This is a genomic window from Methylobacterium iners (genome assembly GCF_022179305.1).
In the GTDB taxonomy this organism is placed as follows: domain Bacteria; phylum Pseudomonadota; class Alphaproteobacteria; order Rhizobiales; family Beijerinckiaceae; genus Methylobacterium; species Methylobacterium iners.
This window is the reverse complement of record NZ_BPQP01000025.1, coordinates 1-16635: the sequence shown is the minus strand read 5'-3', so window position 1 is coordinate 16635 and position 16635 is coordinate 1. Positions and strand designations below refer to the sequence as shown.

The window sequence follows — 16635 nt, the reverse complement described above, 5'->3', positions numbered from 1 at the left end:
GTCATCGTTAATCAATCAATTATTCCAAAGAATTTCGCTTGCCCCAGCGAGTAGATCTTCAGGAGCTTGGCGGAAAGCTCTTCTGCTCTGAGCTACGTCGCAGGGGCCGCTTCGACCGCCTCCTGAGTTTTTCAACACAATCGGTCGAGAGCAGAAGTTCAGCCCACCTGAGCCCAGTGTCCGCTAAGGGCACGAAGCCGTCGTGAGCGGGACTTCCGCAATGAACCGGAAGCGGAAGCTTACTGTTGGGTCAGCCGACTTCCGGTGCGGGGCAAAGCTCAAAAGGCCAAATAATTACAGCATCTTAGCAAACGAATTGGCTCCCCGAGCAGATCTAGAATAATCGTGTCTGTTCAAGGTCATTTGCCCCGCACCTAGGGCGAATAGTGCCATTGAGCCGTAACGGTTATTTTCAGCGTGCCCCGCACCTATCCACCTCGATCCTGGAGGTGAGTGCTGTCCGAAATTCAGTCACGGCTGTCGGGGATTCGCCCCCTAGGAAGTCCTGCCACCACTCAAGCGAGTGGCGGGTTTCCTAGCTCGGTCACGAGATTGCTCAATATGTCGGACATCGTTCTCACCTGCTGCATTATGATACGCCCCGAAGCGTTCGCCGTTGCGCAAGCAGCAAGGTGAGGATCGGCTGTCGCGGCCTTGAGCGGCGCCGGCATGCCCTTCGCGGCTGCAACACCCTGCGTCGGGATCCCTAGGATCCCGACGAGGTGGCGAACGCTAGAAGCCGTGTGCCTGCCTCAACACCTCAGCAGCTCGCTCGCCGATCACCGCGCAGGGCGCCTGGGTGTTGCCAGTGGTCACCCGCGGCATGATCGATCCGTCCGCCACCCGTAGGGCGTCGACCCCGTAGACTTGGAGCCGTGCGTCCACCACTGACATCTCGTCCTGCCCCATCTTGGCGGTGCAGCTCTGGTGCCAGTAGGTGACGGCGGCGTCGCGCACGTAGTCGCGCAGCGCTTCGTGCGATATGTCGCCGGGCATGGCCTCGGCCCGCACGAAGGGCCGAAATGCCTGCGCATTGCCGAGGTCCCGGCAAAACTCGACGCAGGCGAGTGCCGTCGTCACATCGCTGGGGTCCGACAGGAAGTTCGCCTCGATCACCATCGGCGCGAGAGGATCGGCGCTCTGCAGGCGCAGGCGGCCACGACTGGCAGGTTGGGCGAGGCCTGCGAACATCGTCCAGCCGTGTGCTGGCACCCCGCGCGCTGCCGTCCGATCGCTTGGAACCGGGAACTCGACCTGGCAGAACAACAGGTCGGGCGCGTCGAGCTCGGGCCGGCTCTTCCAGTACATCGTGGCTTCGCTGCCGCTGTTTCGTGGAGCGATCGGCTCCAAATACTCCCAGGTACAGCCGAAGGACACGTGGTCTTGGAGGTTCCGCCCGACGCCGGGCAGGTGCTGCACTACCGGGATCCCAAACCGCTCCAGTTCCGCACGATCTCCGATCCCCGAATGCATCAAGACCTTGGGTGTGTTGATCGCGCCCAGCGAGAGCACCACCTCGACGCGAGCGGCGACCGCCTTCACCTCACCCTCGTGAACGAAGTCGACTCCTGTCGCGCGACGGCCGTCGAACGTCACGCGACGTACAAGGGCCTCTGTAAGGACCGTTAGGTTCGGGCGGTCGAGCCATGGATGGACATAGGCACGGTAAAGCGAGTGCCGCCGACCATTCCGGACCAACATGTCGGTGATGGCCGCTCCACCGGGACCCTCCATCATGCGCCCGTTGGGATTGTCGAACGTCGGGACGCCGATCTCCCGCGCCGCGTCCAGCATCGCCAGCGCTACCGGGCTCGGATCGGGGGCCGGCTGCACCCAGACGGGCCCATTGCTCCCGCGGTGCGTAAGATCGGGCGTTCCTCTCCAGTTCTCGATGCGCCGATAGATGTCGAGCACATTGTTGTAGCCCCAGGCCGGGTCGCTCGCCTCCGATGCGAAGAAGTCCCAGTCGCTGCGGTGCCCGCGCGCCCAAACCATCACGTTGATGCTGGAGCCACCGCCGAGCCCCTTACCCATCGACAGTGAGAGTTCGCGTCCGTTCAAGTGGGGGTTCGGCTCCGCACGGAACCCCCAATCCCGCTCACCCCCTAGGTTTGTTGGCCAGAGGGCTGGGTCGAGCACCGACTCGGCCTCGTCGCTGCCGCCCGCCTCGAGCAGCAGAACCCGGACTTCGGGATTCTCAGCCAAGCGCCGGGCCACGACGGAGCCCGACGCGCCAGCGCCGCAGACGACGAAGTCGTAGACCGGTTGAAGATCGGCGGTCAGACGCGCCTGGTTCTCGCGCGCTCGCCAGGAGAAATCATGGTCATCGGAGGAGGCGACCTGGCTCATGATCTGAAAATTCCTTCTCGCATCGAACGAAGATCGTTCGCGTGGCGCTTGCCGATCGCCGCAGGAATCGCGGTTCGGATGGACGCACCCCAAGGCGACGGAGGAACCGTAGCCGTGAAGCGCGCTCCTAATATCAATTATATCAAATCTATCAAGTCTGCTTGTTTTCGGTCCTGAGATCGATCAAGGTAGTGAGGCCCCTACGGTACGGGCGCGCATGCACCCACCCACGAAGGAGCCAGGGGACGAGGACCAAGGGAATGACGGACCGAGAGATCCTGACCACAGCAGACACGGCGAAGTTGCTCGGCGTCTCGGTGCGGACGGCCCAGCTCCTCATTGAGGGAGGTTCGGTGCCATCTTGGAAGACGCCCGGCGGGCACCGCCGCGTCTACCGGAGCGACATCGAGGCCCTCATCGAAGGCCGCTCGTCAGGCGGGGCGTCGCCGTCCGCCACCGTCGTGATCGTCGCGCCGCCAGATCGCGGAGCACTCTATCGGCGACTGTTCGAGGGCACCGCCGAGTGCGCGGCGGAAATCCACGAGGATCCGCACACGGCGCTGTTCGCGATCGCTTCTATCCGCCCGCACGCGGTGCTCGTGGACCTCGCGGACGGGAACATTGAGCGTCTGACGCTCCTACGCAGTCTCGATCGAAACCCGGCGCTGGGGCACAGCCGGATCCTAGCCGTTGGGTCGCCTGCGCCATTCGCAGACGGGACTGGGCGGGTAATTTATCTCGACACCCCTGATTACGCCCTCGAATCAGTGCGCCGATCGCTCGCGGAAGCCGCGCCGGTTGCCTCGCCAGCGACCGGCCTGCCCTTTCCGATCGCGCTGAACGAGGGCCAGAGGCTCGTGGCCATGGAGCGCCTGGGGCTGCTAGACACCGCGCCCGAGGAGGCGTTCGACAGGCTGACCTGGCTGGCTGCCCGAACCCTGGAGGCGCCGATCTCTCTGATTACGCTGCTGACACCCACGCGCCAGTGGTTCAAGTCCCGCTTCGGGCTTGAACTGCAGGAGACGCCGCGGAGCTGGGCTTTCTGCAACTATAGCATCCTGCAGAAGGGCGTCTTCTCCGTCGAGGATTTGGCCTGCGATCCGCGTTTTGCTGACAATCCCGCCGTGGCGGGGGATCCCAGCTTCCGCTTCTATGCCGGTGCGCCGATCTTGGACAACGAAGGCCATGCCGTCGGTTCCTTGTGCGTGATAGACTTCGAGCGTCGGACGCTCGGCGCACAACAGGCAGAGGCGCTCCGGGCTTTGGCTGCCATGGCCTCAACGGAGGTGCGCCTCCGCGCCACCGAGCGCCAGCTGCGCGACTCTCTCCGTCGCACGGAGCGGCAGCAAGCGCCCAGTCGAACCTGATCAGCTCACATTCACCCGGCGGCTGGTGGGCAGTGCTTCTCTTGGACCGTGACGATCACGACCTCTGCCTCAGCCGCGACCTAAAAGCCGTACACGTCTTTCTCATGGGACGCACCGCCGGGCGGACGAGCCACCGACTTGCAAGCGGTTACACCGTTGATGTCGTGCAGCCGTCGATGTCACACTCCGCGCCGTGGACGACAGAGGCCCGCTTCGAGGCGAGGAAGGCGATGAGCTCGGCTACCCCGTCAGGACTCGCGGGGAGCCCCAGCGGAATCCCTCCGAGCTCCCGGAGAAGGCTATTCCGAACTTCCTTCGGGGTGCTGCCGTGTAGATCCAACCTGACGACACGACGTTGACCCGTACACCTTTTAGGCCGAGCTCCTTGGAGAGAGTTTTGCTGTAGCTGGTGAGCGCCGCATTTGCCGCCGCATAGGCGGTCGTGGACGCCCTGTTGAGGTGAACGCACTCTGCCCTCAACGGTGGTTGATCTCTGTGATCTGAGTGACGAATACCCGAGCGCTCACCTTGCCTCGAAAGATGTTACAGCGGAGGTGGGTCGCGCCGCAGCCAAACCTCGATTGGCTGAGCGCGTCCACGGATGGCCGCGGTCTGTTGCTCGTCGAAGATTTCGTCCGGCGTATCGATACCGGCGGCTTTCAGGAGATCGGCACTCACGGCGAGTCGCGACGCTCTCTCAGAAGCCACCGCTAGGAGGCGGCTCGCGACATTGACCGTATCGCCCGTCGCCGTGATGTGCTGATTGGTGTCACTGCCGAGGCGAGAGAGGATTGCGGGCCCGTAATGGGCGCCGATGCGCACATCGAGCGCGCGTCCTGCGCCTGCCAGCTCAAGGTCGCGCGCAATCCAATCCCGGGTGCGTCGGATGAGGTCACTGGTTGCCCGCACGGCGTTTTCCGCACAGGCCGGATCGGGATCCAGTGCGCCGAACACGACCATCGCACCGTCGCCCATGAAGTTGACGACGAGACCTCCGTGTGACGACGCGGTCTCGTCCACGAGATCGTGGAACGTCTTGAGGATCGTGCGGGTGCGTACCGGGCCAAGGCGCTCACTCTGGCGGGTGAAGCCGGAGAGATCGATGAACAGCACCGGGATCGCGCGCGCGAGGGGCTCAGCCAGATAGGTTGGGTCCCAGGTGAGTCGATCCGCGAGTGCTGCGGGCTGCAGCTGGCGCAGGGCCTGTTCCGATTGCGCCAGCCGCACGCCTCGGTGGCGATCCAGAGTCTGCCGCCCCACTGCACACAGAAGCGCTGGTAGTCCAACAGCTGCAAGCGGGAGGGCGGCGCTCAACCAGATGCCACGGCTGAAAGCGACAGTGCCCACGGCAAACCATGAACCCAGCAAAAGCATCACAAGGATGGTCGCTGGGACCGGGGGAGCTAACGCGATCAGAAGCACAGCAGCGCCCGCGAGAACCATGGCCGCTAAAGCGTCGAGCCGCCGCACGCGTGTATCGCGCACCAGGCCGTCACCCGTGGTCAGGTGGGCGACACCGGTCGCAAGGAGTTCGACACCCGGCATCACGGGATCGAACGTCGTGGCAAAGGTGTCGCTGCCTGCAAGTGCCGTCGCGCCAATTAAGACAATGCGGTCGGTCAGAGCTGCGACTGGTGTCGTACCATCGAGAATTGCGGCGGCGCTAAGGGTCTGGATCGTGCGCCGCGGCCCGTAGAGGCGAAGGGGAAGATGATAGCCGAGATCGAGCGGGATGACAGCAGAGCCGATCCGGACCTGTCCCTCGCTCAGGACCGGATCGCTTCGGGCTGCCAGGGCCGCAGTGCGCAGGACGAAAGCCGTGGCCATGCCCTTATCCGTCCTGGTGACAAGAGGAAGGTGCCTCGGCACGCCCGCCGCGTCCTCGGAGACATTGACGAGCCCCGTCAGCGCGGTCGCGCCGATCCCCGATATCGGCTGGTGCACGGCGGTTGCGACCGGGATACCATCCTCGTTCATGACGTCGTCGAAAACGGCCGCCGCCGCTAACACGGCCGGCACTTTGGCAAGGGCGGAGGAGAGGGCACGATCCGCCTCCGGCTGCCGCCCGTCTTCCAGGAACAGAACATCTACGGCGAGCGCGCGCGGGCGGGCGGTGGTGATCGTCTCGATCAACCGCGCCATCGTTGCGCGCGAGATGGGGAAGCCTCCTTCCCGGCGGACGATCTCGTCGTCGATGGCGACGATCACGATAGCTCCAGGAGGCGTGCGCGGACCGGCCAGCCGCATGCGCAGGTCTGTCATGGCCGCTTCGAGGTGGTCGAGAGGCGTTGCCCGTCCGGCGATGTGCAGATGGGCGAGCCAGCCGCTCCAACCAAGCGCGGCCGCCAACACAAGGAGGGTGAAGCGCTGGGTCATCCAACGGCGGTTCGAGATTGGCTCACGCCCCCGCATCAGGCCAGCTGCCCTCACCGCCCGAAGCGTTCGAGCAAACCTCTGACTCGTTCCGGTGGCCACCGCTGCACGTTCAAGGCGCCCTGATCTCCATCGACATCGGCGCCCTCACCCGGGGCCAGCGTGACAGAAACGCCCAGTGCGTTGCGACGCGCGACGACGACGCGGCCGCGAGACACGAACACCGCTGTTTTGGTGGCGGTTACATCAACGGCGTAGACCGTGCCGCGCACGGAGGCAATCGCGTGGGGCGTGAGGATCTGGAAGCCGCCCTTCTGGGGACGCGAGCGGGGCGGCAAGGTCACCAGAACAGCGCGGCCGCCAATCTCGGCTCCCTCCAATTGCCCGTCGCCATTCCGATCGATCGGCCGCAGCGTGGCCGACTGCTCGGTTTCGAGCGAAAGACCATCCGTGCAATGAAGGATCCGCAGTGGCGGATCGAAGCGTGTCGTTTCTGTGCAGCGTGTCTGTGCAAGAGCAATATCGGGGATGACGCTGGCGGCGAGTGCGGCCGCGACTCGTGCCAAATTTTTCATGGTGTGGATCCCTTCTGCCGCCTCAAATCCGGGACGGCCTGTCAAGGACCGCCAGACGTTGTGCGAACTTCACATTCAAGCGTGATCGCCCAAGATCGATGATGCCGGACCGACGCCAATCCTGAAGAACGCGGTTTGCGCTTTCCCGCGCCGCGCCAACGTAAGCGGCAAGCTCCCGCTGCGTCACCTGAAGCTCGTTAAAGGGGCGCGGGGAGTGCCATTTCTGCGTATGCCGATCGCAGGTGTCAGGTTGCCAAATTCGATCAAGAGCGTCGGTCCGTAGCCGCGCCAGACGTGGATGACAACTAATCCCTTTGCTGATTCCCGGAAGTGCTGGATCCAGTCCCTCATGCCCCGGATCATGCCGGAGCCGAAAAGGTCTGCAAACCACACAAGTGAGACGTTGGCCGGCGGCGGCTATGGGTGGAAAGCGGACTTTGGCTCGTCGACCCGAAGCGGACGTTCCGCCTCGACCCGAACTTGCCGCAGACGCGCGGCTGCACGGCCCGCAAGCGGGCGTTCTGAGAGCGCCGGTTGTGGTGGCGAGGCGGAGGATCCAAGCGTTGCCTCTCGCCGCTCCGTACTCCCACGACGCTCGCCTTCGTCAGTCGCATCATCTAGTTCTAAACAGAGGCAGACGCCTCTCCCGGCTGGCGGGAACGGCTGGAGCACCGCATGAGCGTGTTGGACACGCGCAACCGCCTGCTGCAGGCGTTGCCGCCGGACGCACCTCGGTCAACCTGTACTTCCCCCGCTCCAACGAACCGGCGGGCGAGGAGACGGAAACCGTATCAGTCGGTAACCTGCCTCTGCGTCGTGCCGGTGACGGCGAGACCGTCCTGCTCGTGGAGGACGACGAGCAGGTGCTCGGCATGGCCGTCGAAAGCCTGGAGGAACTTCGCTACCGGGTAATCGTCGCACGAAACGCCACGGAGGCGCTGGAACACCTCCGGGGTGTCGAGCGCATCGATATCCTGTTCTCGGACGTGGTGATGCCCGGTCGCATGAACGGGTCGCAGCTCGCCGTCGAGGCGGCGCGGGTGCGGCCGGGCCTCAAGATCCTGCTGACCTCCGGCTACGTCGCTAACCTCGATGAGGGACAGGTCATCGGCGGCGGCGAGTTGCCAGTCCTCAACAAGCCTTACCGCCGCGACGAACTCGCCCGCTCCCTCCGACTTGTCCTAGGAGGTGGAAACTGACGAGGTTTTCCCGCGGCGAGATGAGACGGCCCACTGTCCGGAGCTACTCGTGCCGACCCGATCCCCAATTCATTACGAACCTACCCTGGAAACCGTGCAGGCCGACGAGGATCAGGTCCACGCCGGCATGGTCGAGCAGTTCGCCAAGATACAGACCATCACGCTCAAGGATTACGGCCATGCCGTCCGAGGCGTCCACGCCAAGGGGCATGGCCTTCTGACAGGTTCGCTTGAGGTCTTGCCTGGCCTACCGCCCCATCTTGCTCAGGGTCTGGCCGCCACCCCCGGGACACACGAGGTCGTGCTGCGGTTCTCCACCAACCCAGGCGACATCCTCGACGACAGCGTCTCGACGCCCCGCGGCCTTGCTGTCAAAGTCCTTGGCGTCGAGGGCGAGCGGCTGCCAGGGGCGGGGGGCCAAGACCCAGGACTTCGTGATGGCCAACGCCCCGGCCTTCATCGCCCCGGATGCCAAGTCCTTCCTCGGGACGACGAGGAAGGTTCGAGACCAAGAGCCACGACGTTCGTCACTGATTGGATGACACCTTCGACGGCGACGCCATTTTAACCCCGTCCGGCTCGCGCCGCGGCGGGCTATTTCATTGGCGATTATACCGTTCGCACCTACAGCCCGCGACGGCTTGGCGCGCAGTAGAGTTGCGGAAAGCGATCATAGGCTGTCTCGCGAGTCAGCGAATCAGTCGAGTATCCTGTGATCACCGGATGAACAATCCTGAGGTTCGGTGACCGAGAGATCTTTGCGCTCCCGCCTCGACAAAGGAACCGCAGGTATGAGCGAGCACGTCTCTCAGCACTGGGACGTTCTGGTGCCGCGACCGCACCTATCGTATCGCGTTCACTTCCTTAACCCAGACGGCAGGGTTCTACGCGTCAAAACCCTTGAAGCGTCAAATGACAGTGAGGCGATCCAGCTCACCCTCGGCTTGATGGACGGGCGGGCTCTCGATCTCTGGCACGGCTTGCGCTTTATCAATAGCTTCCCCGACCCTGGATGAAGGATAAGCGATAGGCGAAAACAGCGGCGATCATGCCGCCTGCAGGGACAGGCTTGTTGATCTGAACATCGCGTCCATCATGGAAGCGGCGCGCGTCATAGGACCTGAGGCGGAAGTGCATAGCGTGGTCAGCCTCGCTCCGTGCTCTCGACCGGATCGGCAGCGATCCGCGCTGCACTACGCACGAGGGCGAGGACCTCGCGTCGGAGCCCAACGTCCTCGATAGCCGCGAAGGCTTGCAGCAGATCCACGGCGCCGGTCGTACCGAGGAAGGCGAAGGCTTCGCCCATATCTCCGCTAGCCTCAGCCTCGTCGAACAGCACCGAGACGGGGACGTCGAGAGCGCGGGCGATCTCCTGCAATCGGCTTGCGCTTACGCGGTTCTTGCCCTTCTCGTACTTCTGGACCTGCTGGAAGCTGACGCCGATGGCAGTGGCGAGCGTGGTCTGGCTTATGCCTTTGCTCTCGCGGAGCGCCCGAATGCGCTGGCCCACGGTGCGATCGACGTCGATGGCAGATATCGTTGGCATGGCAGCTCCTCGCGATGACCGGCTGAAACACCGGAGCTAGCGGCGATCGAAGCCGCGGGGGCGCGGTTGCTGTTCCTCCCGCCCTACAGCCCCGACTTCAACCCGGTCGAGATGGCCTTCTCCAAGCTCAAGGCGGGCTTGCGCAAGGCGGCCGCGCGCACCGTCGAGGGACTGTGGGCGGCCATCGGGCGGCTCATCGAGACCGTCACGCCCGCAGAGTGCGCCAACTGCTTCGCCGCCCCAGGATACGAACCAGATTAAACCGAAAACGCTCTAGACGGCTCGGCAGCCATTCTTGCCAGTGCAGGACTTGGGATCCACGCACTCTGGCCCGTCAGCGAATTTCAGTTTTGCGCAGCAATGTAACGTCATGCAGGGTCGCCGGTCATCTCGCCTGCGCTCCACTTCGGCCAGCCGAGTCACACTCGCGCGCTAAACGCGTATCCTCCGATAGGACGTTCCGCATGCCTCAGGGCCGAGACACGCGGGGCGTACAACGAGATTGAGCGTACAGTCGAATTGAGGGCAAAATTCTCTCAAGCCGCGTGGCTTCCTTTCAGCCTACGAACCGGCAGTGGCACAGGCCCATGAAGCGTTCTTCGCTCCGGCATGCAGACTGGCCTTTGCTTAGGAGCGAACTGCGAACGCTCGGATCTACAGACGAGCAGTTCCTGTGAGGCTTGGAAAGTCTCGCAATTATGCTTTGTTGATGTACTCGCGCATGGCCTGCTGCTCCGCTTCGATCGCGGCAAGGCGGCGTTTGACCACGTCGCCAATGGAGACCACCCCCATCAGCTTGCCGTTCTCGCAGACGGGCAGATGGCGAAAGCGCGCCTCCGTCATCAGCTGCATGATTTCGTCGTTCGTGGCCTCACGCTGGCAGGTGACGACGTCAGGGGTCATGTACTGGGAGATAGGCGCATCGAGCGCTGCGGCACCCTGATGCGCCACGGCGCGCATGATATCGCGCTCCGAGATGATGCCCACCACACTCTGGTCCTCGTCGGTGACGATGAGGGCACCGATGCCCTTCTCAGCGAGGAGGTGAATGGCTTCGCCGAGAGTGTGCTCGGGTGCCACCGTGACGACGGAGGAGCCCTTCTCAGCAAGAATATGAGCAACGGTCATGAGTGTTCCTCCTGCGAGTGACAGGCGCTCCCTCACCCCAAGGTGCACCAAGTGATGACAGGCCGTAGAAGTGCGGCCTCGGTGCTTAGAAGAACGCCTGCCGGTTTAAGCCGGACAGCTCGGCGTCTCGGCGGGCCAGCGGAGCCCTACAAGCGGCCATCACCTCGCGTAGGTCTTCGACGGACTGCTCAGCCTCTGCCAGCGTCAGGAACCCAGAGCGGCAGTGGACAGAGCCGGAGGCTGAGACAGCCTCGACTGCGAACCGTCCATCAGGGCAGTCGATGATGCTGTAGATCACTGGCTGCGCCATTCACCACCCTGACTACGCTGCCCTGCAAACGTGGGGCGAAACGTGAGTGCCCTAGAAATCGATCCCTCGTACCTTTTACATAGGACATCACCAGCAGCCTTCAGCCTTTGGAGCGCGCAGCCGAGAGAGTAATGCTTGGCTTCTTCCCAACAGACCCTGCTGGACTGATGCTTCCAGCAGTTCGTGCGTAACCGGCATAGGGGCCTGAACGCTTACACTGCGCCCAGCGTTCTACCTGGCCTAGCCCCAAGGCTCACAACAAGATGGAGGAACCCTCATGCGTATGCGCACCGTGTTGCCGTTCGTCGGCCTGCTCACGCTGGCTGCTTGTCAGGATGAGAAGAAGGCTGAGGCACCCAAAACCACAAACCCACCTGCGGCGAGTACAGCGGCCCCGACTACCCCAGCAGGAACTCCGACCACGCCGGTCGTGCCTGCCCCGACGAACAAGCCAGCAGGTCAGTGATCAGGAGTTGAGACACCGCGGCACAAAGAAGCCCCGGCAGTATTCTGCTGCCGGGGTCCCGTCGGACGAGCGACGCAGCCTCGTCCATCAAGTAAGCTTCGCTCAGCCGGAGATCACATCCACGATCTCGTAGGTGTCAGGATCGATGATGACGATGTCGTCGCGGACTAGGACGAAGCGGTAGCTCCGATACGCCGGAACCAAGCTCAGGATGGCCGGTGGCAGCGGGTTCAGCGTGACCGAGCGCGGAATGGCCGTGCCCACGCTCAGGCTGAAGTTTACGTTGGTGACAGGCGACACACCGCTGCGGGTGATCGTCTGCCGGAACTCCGTGCGCTTGGCAGTGTCGAGGCGACTGACAGCGCCACGCGCTTCGGTGCGGCTACCTTGCTCGGTGGTACGCTCGCCCCGAGTACCAGCCCCGTCACGGCCACCGCGCTCATTGGCGCCGTCAGTCCTCCCAGTACCGGACTCTCGGCCGCCGGTTCGCTCTGAGCCTCTTCCGGAGCCGCTGCGGTCGACGGCACCACCACGCTCGCCTCCACCGTCGCGCTGCGATGCGCCGCTCCCAGCACCAGCACCGCCCTCGCCACTGCGTGCCCCGGCACCACTCTCCCCGCCGCGTGCGCCAGCAGCTCCGCCCGTCTCACCGCGTGTTCCAGCTCCACCACCAGCACCGCCGGTCTCACCGCGCGTCCCTGCGCCACCGCCAGCTCCGGCACCACCCGTATTCATGCTGCCGCCTCCGGCAGCGCCAGCAGCCGACCCTGCTCCACCTCCCGAACCTGCGCCTCCACCGACTCCGCCTGCGCCTCCTCCTGCACCAGCACCGCCCCCACCAGCGCCACCCCCGCCAGCGCCTTGGGCCAGGGCTGTTGCGGCTCCGAGCATCAGAATGGCAGCGGTCGCTGTACCTCGAAGGAACTTGTTCATGGCAGTTTACTCCCGTGTTCCAGGGCTCGCCTGATGATGCGGTTAGCGTGAGCGCCACCTGGGGGCGAGAAACGAGCAGTGAGAGAAAAGCGTTCCTTGTCCGGTGCTTAGCTTGACCGGGGACGCGCGCCTGCTGCTTTCCTGATGAGGATGCTTCAGTGCGGCCGGCCATCTGTGCGCAGGCAGCCGTGTCGATGATTGGCAACACGCTTCGTTAGGGGGCGCTCCCCATTCCTCTCCCGCACGCTCCCACGAGATCCCTTGACCATCCCTGAAGCAGTCGTGGAGCAAGGAAGCGGACTAGGTGATGCAAGCTGATCAAGTTGGTGCGGCGCTCCCTCACGTGGATCACCGGTCGCTACCTGTGACGCACGAACTCCCGCGGCAGGTGCAGGACCATCTCGGCGCGGAGCTGAAGGAGCTCTACGCTTCGCTGATTGTTGAGGAGCAACCGCGCCGCTTCCTCGATCTGATCACCCAGTTCGATGCCGCCCTCGCTACGGACGGAATAGCACTCACCTCTGACTTCCGCAGTGACCTTGTGGCAGCACTACCAGGCCTTCGGGCGTTTGCCCTCTCGCTAAGTAACAGCCCAACTCAAGCGGACGATCTTCTCCAAGAGACGCTGTTGAAGGCATGGCAGCACCAGAGCAGCTTCCAGGCGGGCACCAACTTTATGGCTTGGCTGTGCACCATCATGCGCAACCACTTCTACAGTGTTTGCCGGAAGCGTAAGCGCGAGGTCGAGGATGCGGACGGGGTTCATGCGGGCACGCTGATCATGTTGCCGTCCCAGGAGCATCGCGTCGAGCTGCAGCAGGTCTGGACGACCCTTGCCAAGCTGCCGCCACTCCAGCGTGAGGCTCTGCTGCTCGTGGGTGCACAAGGTTTGACCTACGAGGCCGCAGCCGAGGTCATGGGCTGCCAAGTTGGCACCGCAAAGAGCCGGGTGTGCCGTGCGCGCGCATACCTTGCTGGGTCTCTTGGAATGGCGGACGATCGGCTGACAGCCTGAAGTGTACCAACTCGGCCGTCACAGTTAAGTCCGCTCACGGTAGAGATCACTCCGAGCGTGGCGGTCTTAGGCGCTCTGCGAAAGTGAAGTTGTTCGCCCGACTTCGCCGCATCGGTTTAAGCAGGTGCTAAGGTCGGATCAGGCAGGCTGCGACGCTGCGCCGGCCTGCCCGGCTCGCCGTCGAGTGCGGTCGGATCGGTTGACCTATTGGACCGGCCGCACTCGAACGCCCGCAGCGACGCTGCCCCGGTCGGTGAGGGTTGCACCAGGAGGCTGCAAAGCTCTGCATGCTCGGGTCAGCTCCGAGCCGGTGGTTCCAGCCGCCAGCCCGTGATCAGATCTCGCGGCGGGCCTTGTTGTTGGCTGCGCTGAGACTGCGTTAGCTACCGCGGATGGAACCCGACCCCACAGTCAGTCACCTCGTCTCCACAGGCACGATCAGCAACGCAGACGTTGAGGCAGCCGTGACGGCTTACCTGGCGGCGCCTGACCCAGGGATCGTGCCCCTGAGTGCCGGCTATGAGGTCGACATCACCGCTGCCATTGCCGCGCATGCCTTTGCGAAGAAGTTCCTCAACAGTGGCAGGACGGGCAAGGCTGCGGTCAGGGCTGCAGTTCGCAGTGCGACGCTGGCGGCTCAAGCGATGCGCCGATGACAGGCTTGGAGACCACCTTCATCCTAATTGGCCTGTTCGCCTTCATCGCCGCCATTGCTTACGCTGCCGAGGGCGGACCAGTTTGGATGATCGCGGCCGTCATCATCGCGGGCATCGCTGCCATCGTTCGATGGCGCGTTCGATGAACGCCAGCAGGCGAGGTACGCACGGCGATCCTGCTGGCTCGGCCGGTGAAGGCGTGATTAGGTCTGATTGACTTCAGACCGGCTGTTTGGCTTTAGGCGCTGAGGCTCTTCTGGGTTGATTGATCCGTCGACGTGGGTGTTAGGGGGTTGCTGACGCAAGGCTTCGGCTTGCCGATCCGCCTCTACTTGCCGCGGCCCTCGGTCCGAGATGGTGATCTGCTTGCCGGTTTTGGGATTGAAGACGCGCATCGCCGCTGTGCCTGGGTGAAATCAACCGAGTCTGTAAACGCTAGCGGTAGCGGCCAAGCACCACAGAACTACCGCCTCGCAGGATCGTCACGGACACTCTCGCGCTGATCTTACTAAGGCGTCGTCAGGAGCCGATGCTTGTCGAGGACCACAACGAGCACGCGTTCCCAGAACGGCGCGCAGCAGACTCGCCCCAGTACCTCCAGGCCTGCTAAGCTACGCTGAAACGCACGGCATGGGGTCGGTGCAGTGATCGAAGCGGTTCCGGCAACTCCTACCCAGACCCTCGCACTTCGCGAGGCCATCCAGGTTCTTCGAGCTGCGGGCCTGCGCGTCGTCGCGGCGGCTGAGCGGCCGGGCTTCTTCTGCGTCAATGAAGGGCCAGCGCAGTCCGCCGAACAACTCATTTCTCTCGCGTGGGTGCACCGGCTGATGCCGCCAGGAGGCAGGAAGCAGTAGTGGCGGACCATACCTTCGGCGACCTTGCGAGGGTCGGGGTGATTGCGGACGACGCGCCTTGTGGAGCAGGGTCACTGCGCCAAGATCTTCAAGACGGCCGGCACCTACTACCTGATCTGACGCGACCTTCGCATCGAACATCGGGATTTCAGCCCGCCCGGCTCGCGTCGCGGTTGGCTTTTTCGCGTGCTGAGTTAAGCCCGGCTTAGCGCTGGACACGCCGACTCCGTTCGCTGGCCATCAACATCGCCGTCACAAGGCCGCTCAGGAGCGTTCCGCCGACCGTGATGAGCAGGAAATCCTCGCCGAAGGCATTGGGCAAAGGTCGGCGCATCACCAGCGGCCAGACCTCCGCACAGAAGGCTACGCCGGCAGGCAAGAACACCAGCATACAAAGTGGAAGGAACAGCCAGTGGGGCATGTCGCTCGGCCTCAGGTTTGCCTAGAAGCTACCACTCAGCGGATCCGGAGCGGCATCCTGAGCACCGAGCTCGCCTTCAGCGCCAGCCAGACCTCGCAAGTCGGAAACCGAGATTTCTTGTCCCTCAGAGTTCGAGATCCTGACGTGGTAGCCGTTCGCCTCAGCGCTGGTGACTTCCGCAAGGGCGGCCTTGGCCGTCTCAGCTCTGACAGCGATGGTTGGCGCCTCACGATTTGAGAGGTTTGCGCCAGCGATGACGTACGCCATGAGGCCTCCTGCCTGCTCAGCCTCATGGCGCTCAAGACAGCTCAGGCAATGTGCCTCCTCGATCTTGCTCGGAAAAGAGGCGTGATGCCGACGAGCGACTGATCACTCCTTCACGTCTGCGCTCGTCATGATCGTCAGGCCATTCTGGTCGGTGATGGCAAACAGCACTGTGATAGGGTCACGACCCAAGCTCGCGATGTGGGCGGCTGCCGCATCTTTGGCTTCGCCGATCGTGTCGAACATGTCGGGCAGCAGATACATCGGTATCCCGGCATCCTCATCGAAGGAGGGCAGATCAGCCAACGTGATTTCGACCGAGTAGGGCATGGTGACAGAATGACATCCAGGCCTGCTCCAACCAAGAGCAGGCTCGCCGTACTGTCAGGCATCGCCCCAACATCATCACCACATCAGCCAACCCGCTATGATGCGGCCATGAGCAACGTGATTCGACCAACCTTCGGGCGTAGTGAGGCCTCCGAAAGATCGGCGCCATCCTCTCCCAGGGCGTATGTTCTGCTTCGCGTGTTCGGGGACGTCGCTGGGTACGCTGTCGCTCTGATCCGTGATGAGGCCGTCCAGGAAGGCCCGGTCGTCAGGATCGTGGTGGGTGCGCTGACTTCAAACGAGGTCGAGCCGGTGGCGACCTACCCTTCTACGCCGGACGGCGAGGCAGACGCTGAGGCTGCAGCTTTCGCGATCCTACGAACGCTGGAGTTGCTTGCCGCCCGCAGTACCCTGCCGGACCCTGCTTGACGGCTTAGTGGCCGAGGAGCGTTGCCGTGCGTTACACCAAGTACCTGAAGGCGAAAGGCTACCTGAAGTGAGCGAGACAGCCTCAGGGACTGTCATGCCGTCGAAGGATGATCGGCTGGAGCAGGTTGCGCGCATGGCGGACCTCCTCGCCGACCGCATTCTCAACGCGCAGATCCTGGGTCGTGAGGTCAAGGATAGCGACATCCTCGCTCTTCTCGAAGCGTCTCTGCTGCTGAGCGAGTATGGGCAGGAAACCCCGCCGCTAGTGATGCAAGTGGTCCGCCGATTGGATGCCGCCAAAAGCAATGAGGGTGCCGAGGCATCCGAGGAGGAGCGGCAGGACATCGAACGCCTCGCGCACTCGCTGCGTCCGTTCCAGGCGAGAGAGGATCAAGAAGGCTAATACCGACCCTCTTTGAG

General features: G+C 63.5%; 17 protein-coding genes and 3 pseudogenes. 9 read left to right on the top strand and 11 right to left on the bottom strand.

Annotated features, from left to right (window positions below):
• Positions 1-732 precede the first annotated feature (732 nt).
• The gene (locus MFF55_RS08880) at positions 733-2349 is read right to left on the bottom strand and encodes a GMC family oxidoreductase (protein WP_238243726.1); all 1617 of its coding nucleotides are present in this window, start codon (positions 2347-2349) and stop codon (positions 733-735) included.
• Positions 2350-2609: 260 nt separating this feature from the next.
• Between MFF55_RS08880 and MFF55_RS08875 the strand changes: the two genes are divergently transcribed.
• Positions 2610-3716 (top strand): GAF domain-containing protein, encoded by a 1107-nt coding sequence (locus tag MFF55_RS08875; protein WP_238243725.1) that lies wholly within the window; start codon positions 2610-2612, stop codon positions 3714-3716.
• A gap of 148 nt (positions 3717-3864) precedes the next feature.
• Here MFF55_RS08875 and MFF55_RS08870 read toward each other — a convergent pair.
• The 4 genes and pseudogenes from MFF55_RS08870 to MFF55_RS08855 all read right to left on the bottom strand — a co-directional run.
• A pseudogene (locus tag MFF55_RS08870) lies at positions 3865-4163 on the bottom strand (SDR family oxidoreductase); the annotation flags it as partial.
• Between the two features lie 96 nt (positions 4164-4259).
• Positions 4260-6092, bottom strand: a complete 1833-nt coding sequence (locus MFF55_RS08865; protein WP_238243723.1) for a CHASE2 domain-containing protein — start codon at positions 6090-6092, stop codon at positions 4260-4262.
• 50 nt (positions 6093-6142) lie between these two features.
• Positions 6143-6664 carry a FecR domain-containing protein gene (locus MFF55_RS08860; protein ID WP_238243722.1) on the bottom strand — a complete coding sequence of 174 codons (522 nt, stop codon included), beginning with the start codon at positions 6662-6664 and terminating at the stop codon, positions 6143-6145.
• A gap of 22 nt (positions 6665-6686) precedes the next feature.
• Complete coding sequence (locus MFF55_RS08855) at positions 6687-6851, bottom strand: helix-turn-helix domain-containing protein (RefSeq protein ID WP_238243721.1); 165 nt, start codon at positions 6849-6851, stop codon at positions 6687-6689.
• Between the two features lie 541 nt (positions 6852-7392).
• Between MFF55_RS08855 and MFF55_RS08850 the strand changes: the two are divergent.
• The 3 genes and pseudogenes from MFF55_RS08850 to MFF55_RS08840 all read left to right on the top strand — a co-directional run.
• Positions 7393-7863 (top strand): annotated as a pseudogene (locus tag MFF55_RS08850) (response regulator); the annotation flags it as partial.
• Positions 7864-7912: 49 nt separating this feature from the next.
• Positions 7913-8431 (top strand): catalase family protein, encoded by a 519-nt coding sequence (locus MFF55_RS08845; protein ID WP_238243720.1) that lies wholly within the window; start codon positions 7913-7915, stop codon positions 8429-8431.
• Between the two features lie 223 nt (positions 8432-8654).
• A complete protein-coding gene (locus MFF55_RS08840; RefSeq protein ID WP_238243719.1) occupies positions 8655-8879 on the top strand; it encodes a hypothetical protein in 225 nt (74 codons plus the stop codon).
• A 128-nt stretch (positions 8880-9007) separates the two neighbouring features.
• Here MFF55_RS08840 and MFF55_RS08835 read toward each other — a convergent pair whose 3' ends face one another.
• Positions 9008-9409 (bottom strand): helix-turn-helix domain-containing protein, encoded by a 402-nt coding sequence (locus MFF55_RS08835; RefSeq protein ID WP_238243718.1) that lies wholly within the window; start codon positions 9407-9409, stop codon positions 9008-9010.
• Between the two features lie 42 nt (positions 9410-9451).
• Here MFF55_RS08835 and MFF55_RS08830 point away from each other — a divergent pair.
• Positions 9452-9670 (top strand): annotated as a pseudogene (locus MFF55_RS08830) (transposase); the annotation flags it as partial.
• A gap of 435 nt (positions 9671-10105) precedes the next feature.
• Here MFF55_RS08830 and MFF55_RS08825 read toward each other — a convergent pair.
• Both MFF55_RS08825 and MFF55_RS08820 read right to left on the bottom strand, forming a co-directional pair.
• Positions 10106-10537: a CBS domain-containing protein gene (locus MFF55_RS08825; protein ID WP_238243717.1), complete on the bottom strand. Its 432-nt coding sequence runs from the start codon at positions 10535-10537 to the stop codon at positions 10106-10108.
• A gap of 878 nt (positions 10538-11415) precedes the next feature.
• Positions 11416-12048 (bottom strand): DUF1236 domain-containing protein, encoded by a 633-nt coding sequence (locus MFF55_RS08820; RefSeq protein WP_238243716.1) that lies wholly within the window; start codon positions 12046-12048, stop codon positions 11416-11418.
• A 505-nt stretch (positions 12049-12553) separates the two neighbouring features.
• Between MFF55_RS08820 and MFF55_RS08815 the strand changes: the two genes are divergently transcribed.
• From MFF55_RS08815 to MFF55_RS08805, 3 genes are all read left to right on the top strand, one after another.
• Positions 12554-13261, top strand: coding sequence for a sigma-70 family RNA polymerase sigma factor (locus tag MFF55_RS08815; RefSeq protein ID WP_373874758.1), 708 nt, complete (start codon positions 12554-12556; stop codon positions 13259-13261).
• Between the two features lie 464 nt (positions 13262-13725).
• Positions 13726-13917 carry a hypothetical protein gene (locus MFF55_RS08810; RefSeq protein ID WP_238243714.1) on the top strand — a complete coding sequence of 64 codons (192 nt, stop codon included), beginning with the start codon at positions 13726-13728 and terminating at the stop codon, positions 13915-13917.
• Positions 13914-14063: a hypothetical protein gene (locus MFF55_RS08805; RefSeq protein WP_238243713.1), complete on the top strand. Its 150-nt coding sequence runs from the start codon at positions 13914-13916 to the stop codon at positions 14061-14063. Before MFF55_RS08810 ends, MFF55_RS08805 begins: the two co-directional genes overlap by 4 nt.
• A 913-nt stretch (positions 14064-14976) precedes the next feature.
• Here MFF55_RS08805 and MFF55_RS08800 read toward each other — a convergent pair.
• The 3 genes from MFF55_RS08800 to MFF55_RS08790 form a co-directional block, all read right to left on the bottom strand.
• Complete coding sequence (locus MFF55_RS08800) at positions 14977-15192, bottom strand: hypothetical protein (protein ID WP_238243712.1); 216 nt, start codon at positions 15190-15192, stop codon at positions 14977-14979.
• A 21-nt stretch (positions 15193-15213) separates the two neighbouring features.
• On the bottom strand, positions 15214-15459 hold the full coding sequence (locus tag MFF55_RS08795; RefSeq protein WP_238243711.1) for a hypothetical protein: 246 nt from the start codon (positions 15457-15459) through the stop codon (positions 15214-15216).
• A gap of 102 nt (positions 15460-15561) precedes the next feature.
• Positions 15562-15786, bottom strand: coding sequence for a hypothetical protein (locus tag MFF55_RS08790; protein ID WP_238243710.1), 225 nt, complete (start codon positions 15784-15786; stop codon positions 15562-15564).
• Between the two features lie 523 nt (positions 15787-16309).
• On the opposite strand from MFF55_RS08790, the gene MFF55_RS08785 reads away from it, so the two are divergent.
• Positions 16310-16618: a hypothetical protein gene (locus tag MFF55_RS08785; RefSeq protein WP_238243709.1), complete on the top strand. Its 309-nt coding sequence runs from the start codon at positions 16310-16312 to the stop codon at positions 16616-16618.
• The last annotated feature ends 17 nt before the right edge of the window (positions 16619-16635 follow it).